Raw genomic sequence first — 20,845 nt, 5'->3', positions numbered from 1 at the left:
CAGACTCCTTGAGCGGGATTTGCCTCGATGGTCGCGCAGCCCCGCGCGGGCTAAAACCAGTAAAAATATCTTCGCAGGCAATAAAAACGCTGGGCAATCACTTCGCCCAAATGAACGGCGAGCGGCTATGGTTGAAGCACAAGAACATCGTCGCGCAACGGACGTGGCGGCGCACAAATTGCTTGGAAGTCGAGTCCGCTCGTTCAGAGGTTTGTTGTGGCCGCTTACAATCTGCGTCAGTTGAAATACTTCATCACCACCGTCGAATGCGGCAGCGTCGCCGAGGCTTCGCGCAAGCTGTACATCGCCCAGCCGGCGATCTCCACCGCGATCAAGGCACTGGAAGACAGCTTCGCCGTACAACTGCTGATCCGTCATCACGCGCAAGGGGTCTCCCTCACGCCGAGTGGCGCACGCTTTCTGCGCAAGGCTCAGGAACTGCTGCGCATGGCCAAGGAGTTCGAACAGAACGCCCTCGCCGACAACGACGTGGTTGCCGGGCAGATCGACATCGGCTGTTTCGAAACGGTGGCGCCGCTGTACCTGCCGCAACTGATCGCCGGGTTCTCGGCGCTGTACCCGGGGGTGAAAATCCGCATCCGCGACGGCGAGCAACAGGAACTGGTGCAGGGCCTGACCTCGGGCGCGTTCGATCTGGTGATTCTCTACGAACACGAACTCGACGCGACCATTCAGACCGAACCACTGATGCCGGCGCAACGGCCCTATGCACTGTTGCCGGCCGACCATCGTTTCGCCCAGTACAAGCAGGTTTCGCTGCGCGACCTGTGCCTTGACCCGATGATCCTGCTCGACGTGCAACCGAGCCGCACCTACTTTGTCAGCCTGTTCGAAGAACTCGGCCTGACCCCGCGCATCGAATTCAGCTCGCCGTCGATCGAGATGGTGCGCGGCATGGTCGGCCAGGGTTTCGGCTTCTCGATCCTGGTGACCAAACCCCATTCGGAATGCACCTACGACGGCAAGAAAGTCGTGTGCGTGGACATTGTCGAAGACGTCACCGGTTCAGGTCTGGTTGCCGCCTGGCTCAAGCGCGGGCAACTGACCAAACCGGCGCAGTTGTTCGCTGACTATTGCCGCGAACAGCTGACCGCGAAGACCGCTCACATTCCGGGTGGAATATAACCGGGGACATACCTGACATTGGTGCACTTGCCATGCAGGATCCGTCCATCTTCGATCAGAAACTGCGCGATCTTCTTTTGTTGGTTGATCTTCGCCTGCAATTTGCAATCGGAACTGTGGCCGACCTGTTGATAGTGTTCGGTGTACACCATGCCATTACCGGTATGGGTCATTGAGGTCCCGGCCGCTTCGGTGGTGGTCCAGCTCGCGGACTTGTACCAGGTCAGCACGGCCAAGGGTTCGCCGTTCGGGCCGATCTCCTTTTGCATCGAATCGGGTGTACCGAACAGGTCCAGCGCTTCCTGCGCATCGCGCCCTTCCCAACGACTTTGCGCAATGGTCGAACAGCCGGTCAAGAACAATCCCGCCAACAGGACTGTCAGCAATAAGCGTGTGTAAGTCATTTGAAGTCCCGGCTTATTTTTTCAATTCGAGCAAACTGTCGATGTTGTCCATCATCTGGCTCTTTTGCTGAATCGGCGCGAGCTTGAAGAACATCTGCTGGAGCATCTCGATCATCTGCAGGTATTCCATCTTGCCCACGGCGGCCATGTCGTTTTTAGCGCGACTGCCCGGTTCGCAGGCAAACTTAAGCGCCTGCTGAACCCAGAACTCTTTCGGGGTCTGCCATTGATTGGCAACTTTCAAATGACGCATGGTGTAAGCGAGACGCTCGATGGACTGGCCGTTGATAAAACGCACCTTGCCCGTAGAGCACTGCGCTTCGAGGTTGTAGACGTCGATCATCGGTTTGCCCGGTTCTTCATACACCAGAGTCACCGCGACCATGGTCGCGCCTTTGGTTTTTTCCGAAGGGACCACCGACGTCGCATCCGCTACGTACATGATGTTTTTCTGGGCAACGCCGTTGCCGTAGATAATCCACCAATCGCCAATCGCATTGGGCTCTTCGGCCATTGCCGAACTGGAGGCGGCCAGCAGCGCAGCCGACAAGAAGAACAACTTCTTGAACTTGAAGAAAGATGACATGGGCAGTTCCGTTCCTTGGGCACAAGTTGCCAGGCAGCAACACTTGTTATTGTTCAGGCCGCGATTTTGCGAGCCTGCACAAACAAGGGCAATTAGCACGGATGGGCTAATGGCGCGCTGCCATCCTGGGTCAAGTGCCCCGAGGTTTTGCCCGCGCCGTGGCTTCGGCGACCAAAGGGTCGTCCGGCCAATAATGTTTCGGATAGCGTCCCTTCAGATCCTTCTTCACCTCGGCATAGGTACTGCGCCAGAAGTTGGCCAGATCCTGAGTGACCTGCACCGGTCGCCGCGCTGGCGACAGCAGATGCAGCTTGACCACCTGCCGCCCGCCAGCAATTCGCGGTGTGTCGGCGAGCCCGAACAGCTCTTGCAAGCGCACCGCGAGAATCGGCGGAGACTCGCTGTAATCCAGGCGAATCGAGGAGCCCGACGGCACGCTCAAATGGTGCGGCGCCAATTCGTCGAGCTTTTGCGGCAGCGGCCACGGCAGCAGATTGCGCACGATGCTCGACAGGTCGAGATTGGCAAAATGGCTGAGTCGCGAGACTTTGCCCAGATACGGCATCAGCCAGTCTTCCAGAGTGTCGAGCAGCATTGCGTCACTGACATCCGGCCACGGGCTGTCGTCGTGATGACTCAAATCGAGCTGGCGCAGCAGCGCCACCCGCGCCTGCCACTGGCGCAGTTCCGGGGTCCACGGCAACAGCTCGAGACCTTTGCGTCGGACCAGATTGACCAGCGCCTGACTGCGCGCATTTTCATCCAGACCGGTTAGCGGTTCGCGGCTGAGGATCAGTTCGCCGACCTTGCGCTGACGCTCGGCACGCAGCACGCCTTCGCGCTCGTCCCAATCGAGTTGATCGACACTGTGCACCTGTTCGGCCAATACCGAATCGAACAACGCCGGATCGAAATCCGCCGCCAGATAAATCCGCTCCTCGCGCTGTCCCTGACGGCTGCCAAGGTCAGCGATGACGATCCACGGTTGTTTCATCAGGCTGTCGGCTTCGGCGAACAGCGCGGCGCGACCGTTGGCCAGGCGATATTCCGCACCGCCGGCACGCCGTTGCTGGGCGACGCGATCCGGATAGGCCAATGCCAGTAAGGCGCCAAGCCAGCGCGGATGCTCGGGATCGCTGACCGGCGTGCTGGCCTTGCCGCGCAGGTAACTGCGATATTGCCGCGCCAGTTGCCGTGCGCGCTGCACCCCGCCCTGCGCACCACGCGCCGCACGTTCTTCACCGGAAAGCATCGCCAGACGACTGTGCAAGTCCGCGCCGGCGCCGCGCAAGATGTCGCGCTCGCCAAGCAGCGCTGCGACATCGCAAGCCATGTTCGCCAGGCCCAACGCCTGACCGCGCAACAGCAAATGGCCGATACGCGGATGCGCCGGCAGTTCGGCCATGGCCTGGCCATGCGGGGTCAGCGCCTCGCCTTCCAGCGCACCGAGGCGCTGCAACAAATCCTGTGCCTGGGCATACGCCGCCGCAGGCGGAACATCCAGCCACACCAGTTCATTCGGCGTTACGCCCCAGCGACCCAATTGCAGGGCGAGGCTGGCGAGGTCCGCCGAGAGTATTTCCGCACTGCCGTAAGCGGCGAGTTGTTCGTGCTGATCCTGCGACCACAAGCGGTAGCAGACGCCCGGTTCGAGTCGTCCGGCGCGGCCGGCACGCTGGGTCGCGCTGGCCTTGGAAATGCGCTGGGTGTCGAGGCGGGTCATGCCGCTGCCGGGATCGAAACGTGGTACTCGCGCCAGCCCGGCATCGATCACCACGCGCACGCCATTGATGGTCAGGCTGGTCTCGGCGATGTTGGTCGCCAGCACCACTTTGCGCTGACCGGGCGGCGCCGGATCGATCGCCGCACGCTGGGCATTGAGGTGGAGTTCGCCATGCAGCGGGCAGAGCAACACATCGCTGCGCTCACCGATGGCGTCGGCCAATTGCTGATGCACGCGACGGATTTCCGCCTGCCCCGGCAAGAACACCAGCAGGCTGCCGGTTTCATCGTTGAGCGCTTCGAGCACGGTCTGCGTGACGCGCTGATCGATGTACTCGCCGGGCTGAAACGGCCGGCCCCAGCGCATCGTCACCGGATACATTCGCCCTTCGCTACGCAGGATCGGCGCGTCATCAAGCAACCCGGCCAGACGCTCGCCTTCGAGCGTGGCCGACATCAGCAGAATCTTCAGCGGTTGTTCAGCGCGAAACAGTTCGCGACCGTTCAGACTCAGGGCCAGCGCCAGATCAGCGTCGAGGCTGCGTTCGTGAAACTCATCGAAAATCAGCAGACCCACGCCTTCCAGCGCCGGGTCATCCTGCAGACGGCGGGTGAGAATGCCTTCGGTGACCACTTCGATGCGCGTCTTCGGGCCGACCTTGCTGTCCAGACGAATGCGGTAACCGACGGTTTCCCCGACCTGCTCGCCCAACTCGCTGGCCAGACGTTCTGCAGCGGCACGCGCGGCCAGTCGGCGCGGTTCAAGCATCAGAATGGTCTGCCCGGCGAGCCACGCTTCATCCAGCAAGGCCAGCGGCACGCGGGTGGTTTTACCGGCACCGGGCGGCGCTTCGAGCACGGCTTCGTGGCGTGACGCGAGGGCTTCACGCAGGGCAGGTAAAACATCGTCGATCGGCAAAGAAATCATGCTGGCTCCCAAACAGATCGGCGAGTATAACGGCGAACTGCTAGCGGTTCGTCAGGGTCTTAACTTCACTCGACGAAGCTTCGTTCTTAGATGAATCAGGAGATTTCCCCATGCGCTTACCTTTTCGCCTGATCGGCGGTGTTCTGGTCGCCACCCTGCTCACGCAGATCACTGCGTGCGGGTCGATTTTCTACCCGGACCGTCGCGGCCAGATCGACGGCAAGATCGACCCGGCAATTGCCGCGCTCGATGCTGTCGGCCTGCTGTTCTACATCATCCCCGGGCTGATCGCGTTTGCCGTCGACTTCGCTACCGGCGCGATCTATTTCGAACCGGGCCATACCGCGCAGATCGACCCGGCCAAGCTCAAGCCAGCCATCGGCGCGGACGGTCAGGTCGACAAGCACAAGTTGCAGGCGATTCTCGAGAGCGAGTTGGGCAGAGACTTTCCACTCGACGACCCGCGCCTGATCCAGCACAAGGGCAGCACCCAGCAACTGGCGATGTTCGGCCTGCAACCTGCGGCATAAAAAGGAAGATCGATGACCTCCAGCCCCGAACACGCCCGCCTGCTGCGGCTGGCGACCCGCGCCTCGGTGGCGGTGGCGTGCACGCTGATTATCGCCAAAGCCATCGCCTGGTGGCTCAGCGGTTCGGTGAGCATGCTCGCCGGCCTCACCGACTCGGCGCTGGATGGCGTCACCTCGATGCTCAATCTGCTAGCGGTGCACTACGCGCTGCGCCCGGCGGATGACGACCACCGTTATGGCCACGGCAAAGCGGAATCCCTGGCGGGCATGGCGCAAGCGTTGTTCATCGGCGGCAGTGCGCTGCTGATCGCGTTCCAGGCCTACGAACGCTTGCAGACGCCGCAGCCACTCGGTGCGCCCTGGCTAAGTATCGGCGTGATCGTATTCTCGCTGCTGCTGACTGCAGCCTTGCTGGTGTTGCAGCACCGGGTGATCAAGCAGACCGGCTCCAACGCCGTGCGCGCCGACTCGCTGCACTATCGCTCGGACATGCTGCTCAACGGCAGCATCCTGCTGGCGCTGGTGTTGGCCGGGTTTGGCTTCGAGCAACTGGATGCGTGGTTCGGTCTGGGCATTGCCGCGTACATCCTGTGGAGCGCGATTCAGATCGCCCGCGAGAGTTTTTCGGTATTGATGGACGAGGAACTGCCGACCGACGTCAGCCAGCACATGCTCGAACTGGCGTGCAGCGTGCCGGGCGTACTGGGCGCGCATGACTTACGCACGCGCATCTCCGGCAACCACTGGTTCGTGCAGTTGCATCTGGAGTTGCCGGGAGAATTGACCCTGTCAGTCGCTCACGGCATCAGCGATCAAGCCGCCGATGCCATTCACAAGGCCTACCCACGGGCCGAAGTGCTGGTGCACGCCGATCCGCAGGAAGTGGTACTGGCCGCCAGGGCTCAGTAATTGACTTGATAACCGCGACTGCTCAGGCAGTTGCCCTGGGCCTGGCGGTACGCCTGAACCACTTCGGGCGCCGGCTGATAGGTCGCGGTGCGCGGGTCGAAACCGCTTTGCTGCACGGCGTACTGGTAGCACTGATAGCCGTCTTGCTGGACCTGCTCCGGCGATTGGCCATTCGCTGGATAAGCTTCGACATCATAACCTTGCGCCTGTGGTTGCGGCGGTTGCTGTGCCGGCGGCTCGACCACCACGTAATCCTGCGTCGCTTCCTGATAGGCGTAATAGGAGCCGGCGGCGAGGAACAGCAGCGAGCCGCCGATCCACACTTCGCGGGCATAATCCGGCAAATACTGGATGCGAATCCCGCGCGGCGGCTGCACGACGATGTAGCGTGGGCCTTGCGGGCGATACCAGTAACCACCGGAATAGAAATAATCCTGACCCCGATACGGCACGCGGTAATCGCGATCCGGGAAACGGTCAATCACATGTCCCGGGCGATATTGCGGCCCCGGGCCCCAGCCATTGCCATGACCATTCGGACGTCCCGGCCAGCGGTTGTCATTGGGCCGGTGATCGGTTTGCCATTGCTGATTGTGGTAACCGTTCTGCGGGCGTTCGTCGCGGTAGTAACCCTGACGCGGTTCCTGGGTCTGGCGCACGGTGTCGGGACGCGGCTGGATCGGCAGACTGTTGGCCGGCAGTTGCGGCGGCGGCGGAGGCTGGCGCACCGGATTGGGGTTATACGCCGGGCGGTTCTGGTCGCGGTTCTGCCAACCGTGGTCATTACCGTTGTGTTCGAACTGGCGGCTGTTGTCGCCACGAATGATTTCGTTGTTCTGCGGCGCATTGCCCGGCCCGCGTTGATCACCGCCACGGCTCTGACCGTTGCCCTGATGCTGCTGGCTCCGACCGTCGCCATCAGGCCCGCGATTCTGTGGCTCGTCGGCCAGTGCTTGCGCACTCACACTCACACACAGCAAACCAACACCGGCCAGACGCCAGATGCGCGAATTCATGTTGTTCCTCACTGCGGGGAGCCTGTCATTGGGAGGGCTTGTTGCTAAGACTCGCAACAGGCCCACCGGGTTCTGCGACAGGTTATCAGTCGCGCGACTTATTTATTGAGGCGGCAAGATGAAATCGCCGGCAAGAAAAAGGGAGACCCGTCGGCCTCCCTTTTAGAGAATTGCGTCCTGGCTCGACGCTTTTGACGTCGGCTCACCTCACGCCGTCTTCTGGACAGTGTGCAGCTCGGGGGCCGGCACAACCCCGGTGGGGGTGGCGGCCGCGGCGGGCCGGATTGGGCGGGCCGCGTGGACTGTGTTACCGAGCAGTGATTCTGGTGATAAGCATAGGCCGGACGCTGCGACAGAGGATTGCGAAGATTGCTCAAATAAACACCACTTGCGCAATTTTTAACCCTGGATAGATAATCCGCCGCAATAGTTACAGCCAAGGACAGATTGATGAGCAAACTCGACCGTTACGACCTGAGTATTTTGGCGGAATTGCAACGCGACGCCCGCATCTCCAACCAGGAACTGGCCGAGCGCATCGGTCTGTCCCCCTCACCTTGCTCGCGTCGGGTCAAGCAACTGGAAGACGACGGCTATATCTCGCGCCAGGTCGCTTTGCTTGATCGCAAGATGCTCGGACTGAGCCTGACGGCCTACGTGCTGATCGGCATGGACCGGCACACACCGGAGCGTTTCGAGAATTTCGAAGCAGCGATCCGGACGTTGCCGCAAGTGCTGGAGTGCAGTCTGGTGACGGGCGTGGATGCGGATTACCAGTTGAAGGTAGTGGTGCCGGATATGGATCACTATCAGAAGCTGTTGCTGGGACATCTGACCCGGATTGAAGGCGTGACCAGCGTGCGGTCGAGTTTTGTGCTGAATCAGGTGCTGAACAGCACTGAACTGCCTCTGACCCATTTGCGTAGCTGAAATCGCTTTCGCGAGCAGGCTCGCTCCCACAATTGGAACGCATTCCCCCGTGGGAGCGAGCCTGCTCGCGAAGAGGCCAGTATCAACAACACTGATCAAGGCACACGACCCAGATCAATGCCACCCCGCCCACCATGCCGTATACTCCCCGCCGCCCTTTCAGCCTGCCCCGCGCCGGAGATTGCCAATGGATCCAGCACTGTTAGAAGAATGGATGATGACCGGCCTGGTCAGCATCCTGATCATTTTCATGGGTTTCATCGTCTGGGATCTGGCGAAGAAGTCCAAGGCAGGGCGCTTTGGCTCGTTCATTCTGTTTTTCGTGCTGGGCCTGGGCGTGGCCGCGTTCATCATCAAGAGTGTGGTGATCGGCCTGATCGAATCCGGCGCCCTATAAGCGCGCCGGCACTTCTTTCCACTGGCCCTGATCGAGCCCATCGAGCGTCCAGTCACCAATCCTCACGCGCACCAGACGCAACGTCGGCAAACCGACCGCAGCGGTCATGCGCCGCACCTGACGATTGCGCCCCTCGCGAATCACCAGTTCCAGCCATGAAGTCGGTATGGTCGCGCGAAAGCGTACCGGTGGATTGCGCGGCCATAGGTCCGGCTCGTCCAGTTGCCGTGCTTCGGCGGGCAAGGTCATGCCGTCGTTCAACTCGACACCGTCACGCAAACGCTGCAACTGCTCGGCAGTCGGCACGCCTTCGACCTGCACCCAATAAGTCTTCGCCAGTTTGTGTTTCGGATCGGCAATGCGCGCCTGCAACTGGCCGTCATTGGTCAGCAGCAACAAACCTTCGCTGTCACGATCAAGGCGTCCGGCCGGGTAAATGCCGGGCACATCAATGTAATCCTTGAGCGTCGCCCGCCCCTCACCGTCGCTGAATTGCGTCAGCACATCGAACGGTTTGTTGAACAGGATCAGTTTCGGCTCGGCCGGTGGTGCCTTGGCAACACGGCGCGGCGAGGACGATTGAGGCTTCACGCCAGGGCGGCGGGAAGGTGGACGCGGGGGACGAGACATGGGCAAAACAACATCTGGCGATCAGGGCTGTTAATGCTAGTGCCCCGACCGCCAAATGACCACGACTAAGCGTTAACGGAACGGCGGCTCGTCGAAGCTGCGCAGTTTGCGCGAGTGCAACGAATTGAGTTCGGTGCGCAGCAGGTCCACCGCTTCGATGCCGATTTTCAAGTGCTGGCTGACCGCGCGCTCATAGAAAGCGTTGGCCGAGCCCGGCAGCTTGATTTCGCTGTGCAGCGGTTTGTCCGAGACGCAAAGCAACGTGCCGTACGGCACCCGCAAGCGATACCCCTGCGCCGCAATCGTGCCGCTTTCCATGTCCACAGCGACAGCACGGGACAAGTTGATCAACGGCCGTTCCTGGGCCCAGCGCAGTTCCCAGTTGCGGTCGTCGTAGGTCAGCACGGTGCCGGTGCGCAGGCGTTTTTTCAGGTCGTCGCCCTTCTCACCGGTGACGTTCGCCGCCGCCTGCTGCAGTGCCAGTTGCACTTCGGCCAGCGCCGGGATCGGGATATTCGGCGGCACTACGCGATCGAGAATGCCGTCGCGGCGCATATACGCGTGGGCCAGCACGTAATCGCCAATGGTCTGCGACTGACGCAGGCCGCCGCAGTGGCCGATCATCAGCCAGCAATGCGGGCGCAGCACGGCGAGGTGGTCGGTGATGTTCTTGGCGTTGGACGGGCCGACGCCGATGTTGACCAGCGTCACGCCGTGGCCATCGTTGGCGATCAGGTGATAGGCCGGCATCTGATAACGGTGCCAGACCACACCGGCGGCAATGGCCGAGGCTTCGCCGTGGTCCATGCCCTTCTCGATGATCACGTTGCCCGGCAGGACCATGCGCACGAAACGCGGATCGTTGCGCAGTTGCTCCAGGCCATGAACGATGAACTGGTCAACGTAGCGGTGATAGTTGGTCAGCAGGATCCACGGCTGCACATGGCGCCAGTCACTGCCGGTGTAATGCACCAGACGGCGCAGCGAGAAATCCACGCGCGCGGCGTCGAACAGCGCCAACGGCAGCGGATCGGTGTTTTCCCAGTCGTAGAGACCGTCGGCGATGCCATCGGTGGCCGCGGACAGGTCGGTACTCGGAAACACCCGCGCCAGCACCGCAGCAGTGACGCCGGAACCGGCCAGCTCATCGCCCTGCTCGACCACGTACGGGTACGGAATGTTCTGCTGGCTGACGCCGACTTCGACGGTCACGGTGAAGTCGTGCATCAACGGCGTCAGTTGTTCGAGCAGGTATTTGCGAAATGCCGCCGGATGAGTGACGGTGACGCTGTAGGTGCCGGGCAACTGCACCTTGGCGTAGGCGCGAGTGGTCTGCGGGACTTCGCCCTGGCAGTGATAGGTCAGACGCAATTCGGGATAACGAAACAGGGCACGCTGTGCGGCGTCGGGTTCGACGCGGTCCTTGAGATAACGCTTGAGCGCCGAATTCAACGCAGTGGTGGCCCGCTCATGCAGCTCGGCCAGACGATCCACGGCTTGTTCAGCGGTTTGAACGACAATAAACGCTTCGGTCACGATCAGCTTCCTGTGTTCTGACTTGCAGAGCTTCATCTTGCCTGCATCGTCGCGTCACGGGAACAGTGGCGTTGTGGTGATACTTAAATCTGCGGATCAGTGATGTCCCCTGTGGGAGCGAGCCTGCTCGCGAATATGGTGGATCATCCAATAAAGATGTCGACTGACACACCGCTTTCGCGAGCAGGCTCGCTCCCACAGGAGAGATTTGTGCGGTTTCAGAAACCTTGCGGGGTCGAGCGCGCGACGATCGCCTCGACATCCAGCCCTCGCGGCAACGCGCCGTAGACTCGGCCGCCGCCGCCCAAACGGCTGGCAATGAACGCATCGCTGACCGCCGCGTTACCGGCCTCGAGCAACAGTTTGGCCTGCAAACCGAGGGCGATATCTTCGGTCAACTGCCGCGCCCGATACTGAATGTCACTGGTGTCCTTGAACTGCGCCTGCAACTGCTGGATATGCGCGGCCAGACGCTGGTCGCCATGACCATCACCGAGTTCACTGAACAACACATCCAGCACACCCGGCTCTTTCGATAACGCGCGCAGCACGTCGAGGCATTGCACGTTGCCAGAACCTTCCCAGGTCGAGTTCACCGGGGCTTCGCGGTACAACCGCGGCAGAATGCTGTCCTCGACATAACCGGCACCGCCCATGCATTCGGCGGCTTCGTTGATCATTCCCGGCGCGCGTTTGCAGATCCAGTATTTGCCCACCGCCGTGACCAGCCGCGCAAACTGCGCTTCGTGGCGATCATCCAGATGATCGAGCGCCTTGCCCATACGCAGGCTCAGGGCCAGCGCGGCTTCGCTTTCCAGCGCCAGATCGGCCAACACGTTCTGCATCAACGGCTGCTCGCTGAGCAGTTTGCCGCCGACCTTGCGGTGCGCGCAGTGATGGCTGGCCTGGGTCAGTGCCTGGCGCATCAGCGAACTGGAACCGACCATGCAATCGAAACGGGTCATCGCCACCATCTCGATGATGGTCGGCACGCCGCGCCCTTCTTCGCCGATCATCCACGCCAGCGCACCGCGAAATTCGACTTCGCTGGAGGCATTGGACTGGTTGCCGAGTTTGTTTTTCAGACGCTGGATGTAGAACTGATTGCGCGTGTCGTCCGGGCGATGGCGCGGCAGTAGAAAGCAGCTCAAGCCCTTGTCGGTCTGCGCCAGGGTGAGAAAGGCATCGCACATCGGCGCCGAGCAGAACCACTTGTGCCCGACCAGCTCATACGCCTGGCCCGGGCCGCTGGCGCCGACCGGATAAGCCTTGGTGGTGTTGGCGCGCACGTCGGTGCCGCCCTGCTTCTCGGTCATCGCCATGCCAATGGTCACGCCGGCCTTGTGCGCCATGCCGACGTTGCGTGGGTCGTATTCGGTGGCGAGGACTTTCGGCAGCCATTGCTCGGCCAGGTCCGGCTGCAAGCGCAGGGCCGGCACGCTGGCGAAGGTCATGGTCAACGGGCAACCGCTGCCGGCCTCGGCCTGGCTGTGCAGATAAGTCATCGAAGCGCGCGCAACATGGGCGCCGTCCTGCGGATGAGCCCAAGGTAGTGAGGTAAGACCGTGTTCGATCGCACTGCGCATCAGTTGGTGATACGCCGGATGAAACTCCACCAGATCGATGCGATGACCATAGCGGTCATGGCTGGCAAACACCGGTTTGTTCTGGTTGGCAAGGAAGCCGGCCTCCATCAGCGGGCCACCGGCGAGCGCACCGTAGGCATCGATCCGCGACTCGGCCCAGCCGGCGCCAAACCGCCGCGACCACTCCTGCAACGGCAGGTCGATGCGGTACAGATTGGTGCCGTCCAGCGACGGTGGCTGGTTGGTGACTTCGTGGGTTTCGGCGAACTGATGCAGATTCATCACGGCGCTCCTTGATTCGGCAGGAAGTCAGTTAAGCACCGCCCCCATGCCGATCAAAGTGGCATATCCGCCGAATTTGCGGCGCTTTTACCCTGCTTTCAGCACAGCACGCGACGCTCCAGGGCGGACTGCAACTCTTCGAATTTCACCGGTTTGTTCAGGTAATCGATGGCCACGCCGGTAGCACACAGATCCCGCTCGGCCTGCAAAGCGAGCAGGAACACCGGCAGGTGCGCGCAGCCTGGCAACGCATGAATCTGGCAGCACAGCGAGGCGCCGTCATGGGCCGGCAACTGGCAGTCGATCAGCACGGCGTCGACGCTCTCGCGCTGCAAACAGGCCAGTGCCGCCGCTGCGTTGTCGGCAGTGCGCACGCGAAAGCCTAGCTTGAGCAGCATGCCGCGCATGACCAATTGGTTGACGCTGTTGTCGTCCACCAGCAACACCGTGCAGTCCTGCGGCAAACGAATCCGCTCTTGGGTGGAAGCGAAATCCGGCACCGGTTCGATCAGCGGCAGTTCAAACTCGACGTCCAGTTGAAAGCGGCTGCCGCGCCCCGGCTCGGAGCGATGGGTCAGCTTGCCGCCGAGCAATTCGACCAGTTGCCGACAGATCGCCAGGCCAACACCGAGGCCGCCATATTCGCGGGTCATCGAGCCGTCGAGCTGGAAGAAGCGCTGATACATGGTCGCCTCGCCCAGATCGCTAAAGCCGATGCCGGTGTCGATCACCGCAAACGACAACGCCAGGCGGTTATCCGTCGAGGGTTTGCCGGTCACGCGCAGGGCCAGACCACCGACGCGAGTGAACTTGATCGCATTGTCCAGCAGGCATTCCAGGCACTGCGCAAGCTTGGCACTGTCGCCGTGCAGGCGATCCGGCAGCGTTGGCAACACATCGACCTTGAAGTCCAGCGACTTGCTCGACGCGTTGCCCTCGAATTGCACGCGCAGTGTCTCGATCACGGCGCGCAGGCTGAAGGAACCCGAGGACGCCTTGAGCTTGCCCGCCTGCAATTCGGTCAGCGTGAGGATGCCGTTGACCATGCGCATCATGTCCCGTGCGGAACCGGCGGCCGTCTGCTGATATTGCTCAAGCTCCGGGTCCATCTCGACGGTCTGCATCAATTCCAGCGAGCCGATCACACCGTTCATGGGCGTGCGCAATTCATGGGTCAGCGTGGCGAGGAATTCGTCCTTGAGCTTGTTGCTGTGCGCCAGTTGCTGGTTGAGCACTTCGAGCTTCTGCCCGGCGTCGTACAGCGTCTGCGCCTGCTGCTCACGCATGGCGTTGATGCGGTCGGCCAGCGCCAGCGAGAGCAGCGCCACTTCGATGGCCGAACCGATCTGGCTGGCGTACATGGTCAGGAACACGTTCGGCAGCAGGCCCAGCACCATCAACGTATTGACGATGCCGCCGAGCAGAAACGCCGACCAGGCAATGATGAAATAACGCGCCACACGCAGACCGCGCCACCAGGCGAGAATCCCCGCAGCAAAAATCACCACGGTGAAAGTCAGCGCCAGCGTCGTCGCCAGACGCAAGGCCAGCGCATAGCTGGTCATCAGCGACAGCCCGACCACCACGGCGCTGAAGGCAATCAGCCCGATCAGCAGGCGATCGAGCCAGCGACTGTGGGTGTGGGTCTGCAGGAAGCTGCGGGCGAACTGACTGCCGAACAGGCCGGCGCAGCCGATGAAGAATGGTGTTGCGGCGTTGGCCCACCACGGGTTGTCCGGCCAGAAATATTCGACCGCCGCACCGTTCACCGACAACTGATAAAGGCCGAACGAGCCGATGTAGAAGATGTAATAGAGGTAACTGGTGTCACGCACGCTCAGGTAGATGAACAGGTTGTAGACCAGCATCCCGAGCAGCACGCCATAAATGATGCCGAGCACGTACAGGCGCACGGGCTGGTCTTCGAGGTAAGCGGTGCTCGACCACAACGTCACCGGTGCCTGGATCGAACCTTCGCTGGCCAATCGCAGGTACAGCGTCTGTTGCTGATCGGGCTTGAACGGCAGGTCAAACAGGTAGTTGTTCTGGCGGATCTCGCGGCTGGCGAACGGCAAGGCATCGCCAGTCTGGCGCACCAGGCGATAGTCGCCGGCGGCGTCGGGCAAGTACAAATCGAGATGATCGAGCGGTGGATAGGCCAGCTCCAGCAGCCAGGTGCGCTGGGCGGCGGGGTTGCTCGGACGATAATGCAGGTCGATCTTCAGCCAGAACGCCGAACGCGAATAACCGGCATTGAGCGTGGCTTTGTCGTGCGTCTTGAACTGGCCGGCGGCGGCCTGAGCGCGAACGTCGGCGAGGCTCGCCTGACCGCTCGGGTCTTCGAACACTTGCAGCGACCGGCCCAGCGGCAGGCTTTGGGTGTATTCGTCGAATTCGACAGCGCTCGCCATGAGGGGCAAGCAGAACAGCAACATCAGCAAATAGCGCATTGAAGCCCCAGCGTGGCTCGTCCGGTTGTGTCAGGAAGCCCCCCATTCCCTTTGAGTAGACGTAAAACCGGTATTACCTGTTATTGGTTTGGATCCAGCCTAGCATAGCCGTTGATGGCCATTAAGCACCATCGAAACTTTTCCTACAAAGGCTCTAGAACGGGCGTTTCAGAGCAAAGCTGCGGCCTAGAGCTGTTGAGTCGGTCAACTTGTCACAAGATATGCGGATTCTCTGTCCGGGATATCGGCCAGGCGCAACGGCACTGAACCCGAAAATCAGCTTTGGTGGTAAGCTCGCGACCCATGAATATCTACAGCTCCCGCCCCGTTGTCCTCTGTCTCTCCGGCCACGACCCCAGTGGTGGCGCCGGCCTGCAGGCAGATATCGAAGCCCTGCTCGCGCAGGGTTGCCATGCGGCTCCGGCCGTCACCGCCCTGACCGTGCAAGACACGGTCAACGTCACTGACTTTCGCGTCCTCGATCGTGAGTGGGTACTGGCCCAGGCCAATGCCGTGCTCAACGATTCCGAAGTCGCGGCGGTGAAGCTGGGCATGCTCGGTTCGCTGGAGATGGTCGACACGGTTGTCGAACTGCTCTCGGCGCACCCGCATTTGCCGGTGGTCTGTGACCCGGTGCTGCGCGCCGGCGGCGGCGGACGCCTGGGCAAGGACGAAGTCGGTTATGCGATGCGTGAGCGGCTGCTGCCGCTGTCGGTCATTGCCACCCCCAACCTTCCCGAAGCGCGCATCCTCGCCGAACTGCCTGATGGCACCGCCGACGAGTGCGCTGAAAAACTCCTGCCATTCGTCAAGAACTTGCTGATCACCGGCGGCCATGGCGACGAAACTGAAATCCACAACCGCGTGTACAGCCGCGACGGTCTGCGTGAAACCTTCATTTGCCAGCGTCTGCCAGGCAGCTATCACGGTTCTGGTTGCACCCTGGCCAGCGCCCTCGCCGGTCGCCTGGCCCAGGGCGAACACCTGGCCAGCGCTGTGCGCAGCGCACTGGATTACACTTGGCGCACCCTGCGCGATGCCGAACAACTGGGCAAAGGCCAGTTCGTCCCGCGTCGCCTGCCGCTGGATTTCTGCTCGTAACCTCGTGAGGTCTGCCCGATGAAACTACGTGGCCTGTATGCCATTACCGACAGCACACTGCTGGCCGGCAAGTTTCTGTCTTACGTGGAGGCGGCGCTGGAAGGCGGCGTCACCCTGCTGCAATACCGCGACAAAAGCAGTGACGAGGCCCGCCGCTTGCGTGAGGCCGAAGCGCTGCGCAATCTGTGCGAGCGCTACAAGACCCTGTTGATCATCAATGATGATGCCGAACTGGCCGCGCGCCTCAATGTCGGCGTGCATCTGGGCCAGACCGACGGCCCGCTGTCGCCGACCCGCGCCCTGCTCGGCTCGAAAGCGATCATCGGTTCGACCTGTCACGATCAGCTCGCCCTCGCTGAACAAGCAGCCAAAGAAGGCGCGAGTTACGTCGCCTTCGGCCGCTTCTTCAATTCCAGCACCAAACCCGGCGCGCCGAGTTGCAGCTTCGACCTGCTCGACGAAGCCAAACGCACATTGCATCTGCCAGTCTGCGCGATTGGCGGCATCACCCTCGATAACGCCGCGCCACTGGTGGCCCATGGGGTCGACCTGCTGGCGGTGGTCCACGGTCTCTTCGGTGCCGAAAATACCGCCGAAGTGACTCGCCGCGCCCGCGCGTTCAATGAATTGTTCAAAGCCTGAAGATTGAGAGCCCGATCATGTCTCGTTCCGAAACCCTGTTTGCCAATGCTCAGAAACACATCCCCGGCGGCGTCAATTCGCCGGTTCGCGCGTTCAAAAGCGTCGGTGGTACGCCGCTGTTCTTCAAACACGCCGAAGGCGCTTACGTCACTGACGAAGACGACAAGCGTTATGTCGATTACGTCGGTTCGTGGGGTCCGATGATCCTTGGCCACAGCCATCCGGACGTACTCGATGCTGTGCGCAATCAGTTGCAACATGGTTTGTCCTACGGCGCGCCGACCGCGATGGAAACCGAGATGGCCGATCTGGTCTGCTCGCTGGTGCCGTCGATGGACATGGTGCGCATGGTCAGCTCCGGCACCGAAGCGACCATGAGCGCGATTCGTCTGGCCCGTGGTTACACCGGCCGCGACAGCATTATCAAATTCGAAGGCTGCTACCACGGCCACTCCGACAGCTTGCTGGTCAAGGCCGGTTCCGGCGCGCTGACCCAAGGCGTACCGAGCTCGGCCGGCGTACCCGCGGCGTTCGCCAAACACACCCTGACCCTGCCGTTCAACGACATCGAGGCGGTTGAAACGATGCTCGCCGAAGTCGGTGAGGATGTGGCCTGCATCATCGTCGAGCCCGTTGCCGGCAACATGAACTGCGTGCCACCGGCGCCGGGTTTCCTCGAAGGTCTGCGTTCGCTGTGCGACAAGCACGGCGTGGTGCTGATTTTCGACGAAGTGATGACCGGTTTCCGCGTTGCCCTCGGCGGTGCTCAGGCCTACTACGGCGTCACGCCGGACCTGACCACGTTCGGCAAGATCATCGGTGGCGGCATGCCGGTCGGCTGCTTTGGCGGCAAGCGCGCAATCATGGAACGTATCGCGCCGCTGGGCCCGGTGTACCAGGCCGGTACGCTGTCGGGTAACCCGTTGGCGATGGCCGCCGGCCTGACCACCCTGCGCCTGATCAGCCGTCCGGGTTTCCACGCCGAGCTGACCGACTACACCACGCGCCTGCTTGACGGTCTGCAACAACGCGCCGATGCCGCCGGCATTCCGTTCGTGACGACACAGGCCGGCGGCATGTTCGGTCTGTATTTCAGCGGCGCCGACGACATTGTCACCTTTGACGACGTGATGGCCAGCGACGCGGCACTGTTCGGGCGCTTCTTCCACCTGATGCTCGAAGGTGGCGTGTATCTGGCACCGAGCGCCTTCGAAGCCGGTTTCACCTCGATCGCCCACGGCGAAGCCGAGTTGCAACTGACGCTGGACGCCGCCGAGCGTGCCTTCGCCGCACTGAAATAATCGTCGTACCGCTGACGTTGGCTATCGCCAGCGTCAGCTTTCACCTACACCCCTGCCGTTTTTCCCACGCCGCTGCTAAAAATCTTGTAGAAAGTGGGCGATAAATCCCCCACGCAGCAGAAAAACGAGTAAAGACTTTGTAAGGTTGGCCCTGCTTATTTCATAATGCGCGCTTATTGGATCCCCCGACGGGTCCGCGCGCCCTTCAGAGGTAAGTCGATTCCCATGAACCGCACCGGCCGCACCCTTGCATTGGGCTGCCTGTTGCTCCTTCAGCCCCTGCTCGCGCATGCACAAGCAGGCGGCAACTCGTTGTTGATCCCGGCGATGGGTCGTTGCACCCTCAATACTCAGCCGCAAGACGTCACGCAGGCACTGGCCGCCTGCCAGAAAGCGGCGGATGAAGGGGATGCGCAAGCGCAATACGAGTTGGGTGAGTTCTACTACGACGGCAAGAACGCGCCGCGCGACCTCAATCAAGCCCTGAGCTATTTCGAAAAGGCGTCGCTGCAAGGCCACGCTCAGGCACAGTTCAAGCTCGGCACCATGTTCTTCCACGGCGAAGGCGTGCAGGCCAACAATATCCAGGCGTACATCGTACTGAAGATGGCGGCGGTCAACGGTGCCGAAGAGGCGCTGGACACAGCCGATGAAGTCTCTGAGAGCATGTCCCGCGAAGACCTTGAAACCGCGACCCAGGTGCTCGGGCAGATCTTCCGCAAATACCTGATGGAATTGCAGAGCGCCGATGGGCGTACGCCTTTTTCACCGCTTCCCTGATTCTTGGGTTGTTCTGACTGGCCCCTTCGCGAGCAGGCTCGCTCCCACATCGGGACATGTATCTCCTGTGGGAGCGAGCCTGCTCGCGAAGGGCGCGACGCGGTCTTGAGTCTTACTTCTCGGGCATCGGCATCGGAAACGGCATGACATTGCCGACCGCGCCGCGGGCTTCGCTGATTTTCGGTGTACCCAAGCGCTCTACTTCGTCGATGCGTACGATCGAATGCATCGGCACAAAGCTGCGCACCACGCCTTCGAACTGCGCCTTGAGCTTTTCTTCGCTCGGGTCGACGACCACTTGCGTGCGCTCGCCAAAGACGAACTCTTCCACTTCCAGAAAACCCCACAGATCACTTTGATAGATCTGCTTGGCGTACATTTCGAACACCTGGCCCTGATTGAGGAAAATCACCTTGTAGATTGGAGCTTCGCGTTTGGTCATGGCGGGCGGATAACATCGGGGTAAAAATGGGGGCGCGAACTATAGCATAGCCACCGGACGCACAGCGGTAGGAACCTGACGGCTTGTTCCCTATAATGCGCGGTTCTTCGAATCACGTGACGACACTAATCCATGGCCAAGAAGCTTTACATCGAAACCCACGGTTGCCAGATGAACGAGTACGACAGCTCGCGCATGGTCGATCTGCTGGGCGAACATCAGGCCCTGGAAGTCACCGCTCGCGCGGAAGACGCCGACGTGATTCTGCTCAACACCTGCTCGATCCGCGAGCGCGCCCAGGATCGGGTGTACTCGCAGCTCGGGCGCTGGCGCGAACTGAAGCTGGCCAACCCGGACATGGTCATTGCGGTCGGCGGTTGCGTCGCCAGCCAGGAAGGCGCGGCGATCCGTGACCGCGCACCGTATGTCGACGTGGTCTTCGGCCCGCAGACCCTGCACCGCCTGCCGGAAATGATCGACGCCGCGCGCAGCAGCAAGCTGCCGCAGGTCGATGTGTCGTTCCCGGAAATCGAAAAATTCGACCATCTGCCCGAGCCACGCATCGATGGCCCGAGCGCTTACGTGTCGGTGATGGAAGGTTGCAGCAAGTACTGCACCTTCTGCGTGGTGCCTTACACCCGTGGCGAAGAAGTCAGCCGGCCGTTCGACGACGTGATCGCCGAGATCATTCACCTGGCCGAAAACGGCGTGCGTGAAGTGACCCTGCTGGGCCAGAACGTCAACGGCTACCGCGGCGCTACCCATGACGGGCGCATGGCCGATCTCGCCGAGCTGATCCGCGTAGTCGCGGCCGTCGATGGCATCGACCGCATTCGCTATACCACGTCGCACCCGCTGGAGTTTTCCGACAGCCTGATCCAGGCCCACGCCGAGGTGCCGGAGCTGGTCAAACATCTGCATTTGCCGGTGCAGTCGGGTTCCGACCGGATTCTCGCGGCGATGAAGCGCAACCACACCGCACTGGAATACAAATCCAAACTGCGCAAACTGCGCGCGGCGGTGCCGGGAATCTGCATCAGCTCGGACTTTATTGTGGGCTTCCCCGGTGAGACCGAGAAAGATTTCGAGCAGACCATGAAGCTGATCGCCGATGTCGGCTTCGACTTCTCCTACTCGTTCGTTTACAGCCAGCGCCCCGGCACCCCGGCGGCAGACCTGGCCGACGACACGCCGGAAGAATTGAAGAAAGAGCGCCTGAATGCGCTGCAACATCGCCTGAACCAGCAAGGCTTCGAAATCAGCCGACAGATGGTTGGCTCGATCCAGCGCATTCTGGTCACCGATTATTCGAAGAAAGACCCCGGCGAGCTGCAGGGGCGTACCGAGAATAACCGTATCGTCAACTTCCGCTGCGACAATCCGACCCTGATCGGCCAGTTTGCCGACGTGCACATCGACGCGGCGCAACCGCACTCGTTGCGTGGCTCTTTGGTTCAGTAACACCGCATCTCCCCTGTGGGAGCGAGCCTGCTCGCGAAAACGGTGTATCAGCAAAGTAGAGAGTGG

General features: G+C 61.4%; 19 protein-coding genes. 10 read left to right on the top strand and 9 right to left on the bottom strand.

Going from position 1 to position 20,845, the window contains the following annotated elements; translation table 11 throughout:
- The first annotated feature begins 216 nt into the window (after positions 1–216).
- On the top strand, positions 217–1,146 hold the full coding sequence (locus tag ACGSLL_RS22085; RefSeq protein ID WP_208939657.1) for a LysR substrate-binding domain-containing protein: 930 nt from the start codon (positions 217–219) through the stop codon (positions 1,144–1,146).
- Here the strand turns inward: ACGSLL_RS22085 and ACGSLL_RS22080 are convergent.
- The 3 genes from ACGSLL_RS22080 to hrpB form a co-directional block, all read right to left on the bottom strand.
- Positions 1,125–1,550, bottom strand: coding sequence for a hypothetical protein (locus ACGSLL_RS22080; RefSeq protein WP_394507924.1), 426 nt, complete (start codon positions 1,548–1,550; stop codon positions 1,125–1,127). The genes ACGSLL_RS22085 and ACGSLL_RS22080 overlap by 22 nt on opposite strands.
- Before the next feature lie 13 nt (positions 1,551–1,563).
- Entirely contained in the window at positions 1,564–2,136 is a 573-nt protein-coding gene (locus tag ACGSLL_RS22075) for a hypothetical protein (RefSeq protein ID WP_394507923.1), read from the bottom strand.
- Positions 2,137–2,266: 130 nt separating this feature from the next.
- Positions 2,267–4,786, bottom strand: a complete 2,520-nt coding sequence (hrpB, locus tag ACGSLL_RS22070; RefSeq protein WP_394507922.1) for an ATP-dependent helicase HrpB — start codon at positions 4,784–4,786, stop codon at positions 2,267–2,269.
- Between the two features lie 110 nt (positions 4,787–4,896).
- Between hrpB and ACGSLL_RS22065 the strand changes: the two genes are divergently transcribed.
- Positions 4,897–5,316 carry a polyribonucleotide nucleotidyltransferase gene (locus ACGSLL_RS22065; protein WP_332768372.1) on the top strand — a complete coding sequence of 140 codons (420 nt, stop codon included), beginning with the start codon at positions 4,897–4,899 and terminating at the stop codon, positions 5,314–5,316.
- Between the two features lie 12 nt (positions 5,317–5,328).
- Entirely contained in the window at positions 5,329–6,225 is an 897-nt protein-coding gene (locus ACGSLL_RS22060) for a cation diffusion facilitator family transporter (RefSeq protein WP_394507921.1), read from the top strand.
- On the opposite strand, the gene ACGSLL_RS22055 is transcribed toward ACGSLL_RS22060, so the two are convergent.
- A complete protein-coding gene (locus tag ACGSLL_RS22055; RefSeq protein WP_394507920.1) occupies positions 6,219–7,241 on the bottom strand; it encodes a DUF6515 family protein in 1,023 nt (340 codons plus the stop codon). The genes ACGSLL_RS22060 and ACGSLL_RS22055 overlap by 7 nt on opposite strands.
- A 450-nt stretch (positions 7,242–7,691) precedes the next feature.
- Here ACGSLL_RS22055 and ACGSLL_RS22050 point away from each other — a divergent pair, with 450 nt between their 5' ends.
- On the top strand, positions 7,692–8,171 hold the full coding sequence (locus ACGSLL_RS22050; RefSeq protein ID WP_007909658.1) for an Lrp/AsnC family transcriptional regulator: 480 nt from the start codon (positions 7,692–7,694) through the stop codon (positions 8,169–8,171).
- A 187-nt stretch (positions 8,172–8,358) separates the two neighbouring features.
- On the top strand, positions 8,359–8,568 hold the full coding sequence (locus ACGSLL_RS22045) for a DUF2788 domain-containing protein (RefSeq protein ID WP_007909655.1): 210 nt from the start codon (positions 8,359–8,361) through the stop codon (positions 8,566–8,568).
- On the opposite strand, the gene ACGSLL_RS22040 is transcribed toward ACGSLL_RS22045, so the two are convergent.
- The 4 genes from ACGSLL_RS22040 to ACGSLL_RS22025 all read right to left on the bottom strand — a co-directional run bounded on the left by ACGSLL_RS22040 (position 8,563) and on the right by ACGSLL_RS22025 (position 15,052).
- A complete protein-coding gene (locus ACGSLL_RS22040; RefSeq protein WP_394507919.1) occupies positions 8,563–9,198 on the bottom strand; it encodes a pseudouridine synthase in 636 nt (211 codons plus the stop codon). The genes ACGSLL_RS22045 and ACGSLL_RS22040 overlap by 6 nt on opposite strands.
- Before the next feature lie 72 nt (positions 9,199–9,270).
- Positions 9,271–10,770, bottom strand: coding sequence for an AMP nucleosidase (gene amn / locus ACGSLL_RS22035; protein WP_208939649.1), 1,500 nt, complete (start codon positions 10,768–10,770; stop codon positions 9,271–9,273).
- A 182-nt stretch (positions 10,771–10,952) separates the two neighbouring features.
- On the bottom strand, positions 10,953–12,602 hold the full coding sequence (locus ACGSLL_RS22030; protein WP_394507918.1) for an acyl-CoA dehydrogenase family protein: 1,650 nt from the start codon (positions 12,600–12,602) through the stop codon (positions 10,953–10,955).
- Positions 12,603–12,700: 98 nt separating this feature from the next.
- Entirely contained in the window at positions 12,701–15,052 is a 2,352-nt protein-coding gene (locus ACGSLL_RS22025) for a 7TM diverse intracellular signaling domain-containing protein (RefSeq protein WP_394507917.1), read from the bottom strand.
- Positions 15,053–15,355: 303 nt separating this feature from the next.
- Between ACGSLL_RS22025 and ACGSLL_RS22020 the strand changes: the two genes are divergently transcribed.
- The 4 genes from ACGSLL_RS22020 (at position 15,356) to ACGSLL_RS22005 (ending at position 18,876) form a co-directional block, all read left to right on the top strand.
- The gene (locus tag ACGSLL_RS22020; protein WP_394507916.1) at positions 15,356–16,153 is read left to right on the top strand and encodes a hydroxymethylpyrimidine/phosphomethylpyrimidine kinase; all 798 of its coding nucleotides are present in this window, start codon (positions 15,356–15,358) and stop codon (positions 16,151–16,153) included.
- 18 nt (positions 16,154–16,171) lie between these two features.
- Positions 16,172–16,795, top strand: coding sequence for a thiamine phosphate synthase (thiE, locus tag ACGSLL_RS22015; RefSeq protein WP_394507915.1), 624 nt, complete (start codon positions 16,172–16,174; stop codon positions 16,793–16,795).
- 17 nt (positions 16,796–16,812) lie between these two features.
- Positions 16,813–18,096, top strand: a complete 1,284-nt coding sequence (gene hemL, locus ACGSLL_RS22010; RefSeq protein WP_394507914.1) for a glutamate-1-semialdehyde 2,1-aminomutase — start codon at positions 16,813–16,815, stop codon at positions 18,094–18,096.
- 225 nt (positions 18,097–18,321) lie between these two features.
- On the top strand, positions 18,322–18,876 hold the full coding sequence (locus ACGSLL_RS22005; RefSeq protein WP_394507913.1) for a tetratricopeptide repeat protein: 555 nt from the start codon (positions 18,322–18,324) through the stop codon (positions 18,874–18,876).
- 112 nt (positions 18,877–18,988) lie between these two features.
- On the opposite strand, the gene ACGSLL_RS22000 is transcribed toward ACGSLL_RS22005, so the two are convergent.
- On the bottom strand, positions 18,989–19,318 hold the full coding sequence (locus ACGSLL_RS22000; protein ID WP_003185742.1) for a DUF1820 family protein: 330 nt from the start codon (positions 19,316–19,318) through the stop codon (positions 18,989–18,991).
- 132 nt (positions 19,319–19,450) lie between these two features.
- Between ACGSLL_RS22000 and miaB the strand changes: the two genes are divergently transcribed.
- Positions 19,451–20,779 carry a tRNA (N6-isopentenyl adenosine(37)-C2)-methylthiotransferase MiaB gene (gene miaB / locus ACGSLL_RS21995; protein ID WP_394507912.1) on the top strand — a complete coding sequence of 443 codons (1,329 nt, stop codon included), beginning with the start codon at positions 19,451–19,453 and terminating at the stop codon, positions 20,777–20,779.
- Positions 20,780–20,845: the final 66 nt, after the last annotated feature.

The sequence above is a fragment of the Pseudomonas retamae genome (assembly GCF_043496865.1).
Classification (GTDB): Bacteria; Pseudomonadota; Gammaproteobacteria; order Pseudomonadales; family Pseudomonadaceae; genus Aquipseudomonas; species Aquipseudomonas retamae.
This window is presented reverse-complemented; position numbering and strand designations above follow the sequence as displayed.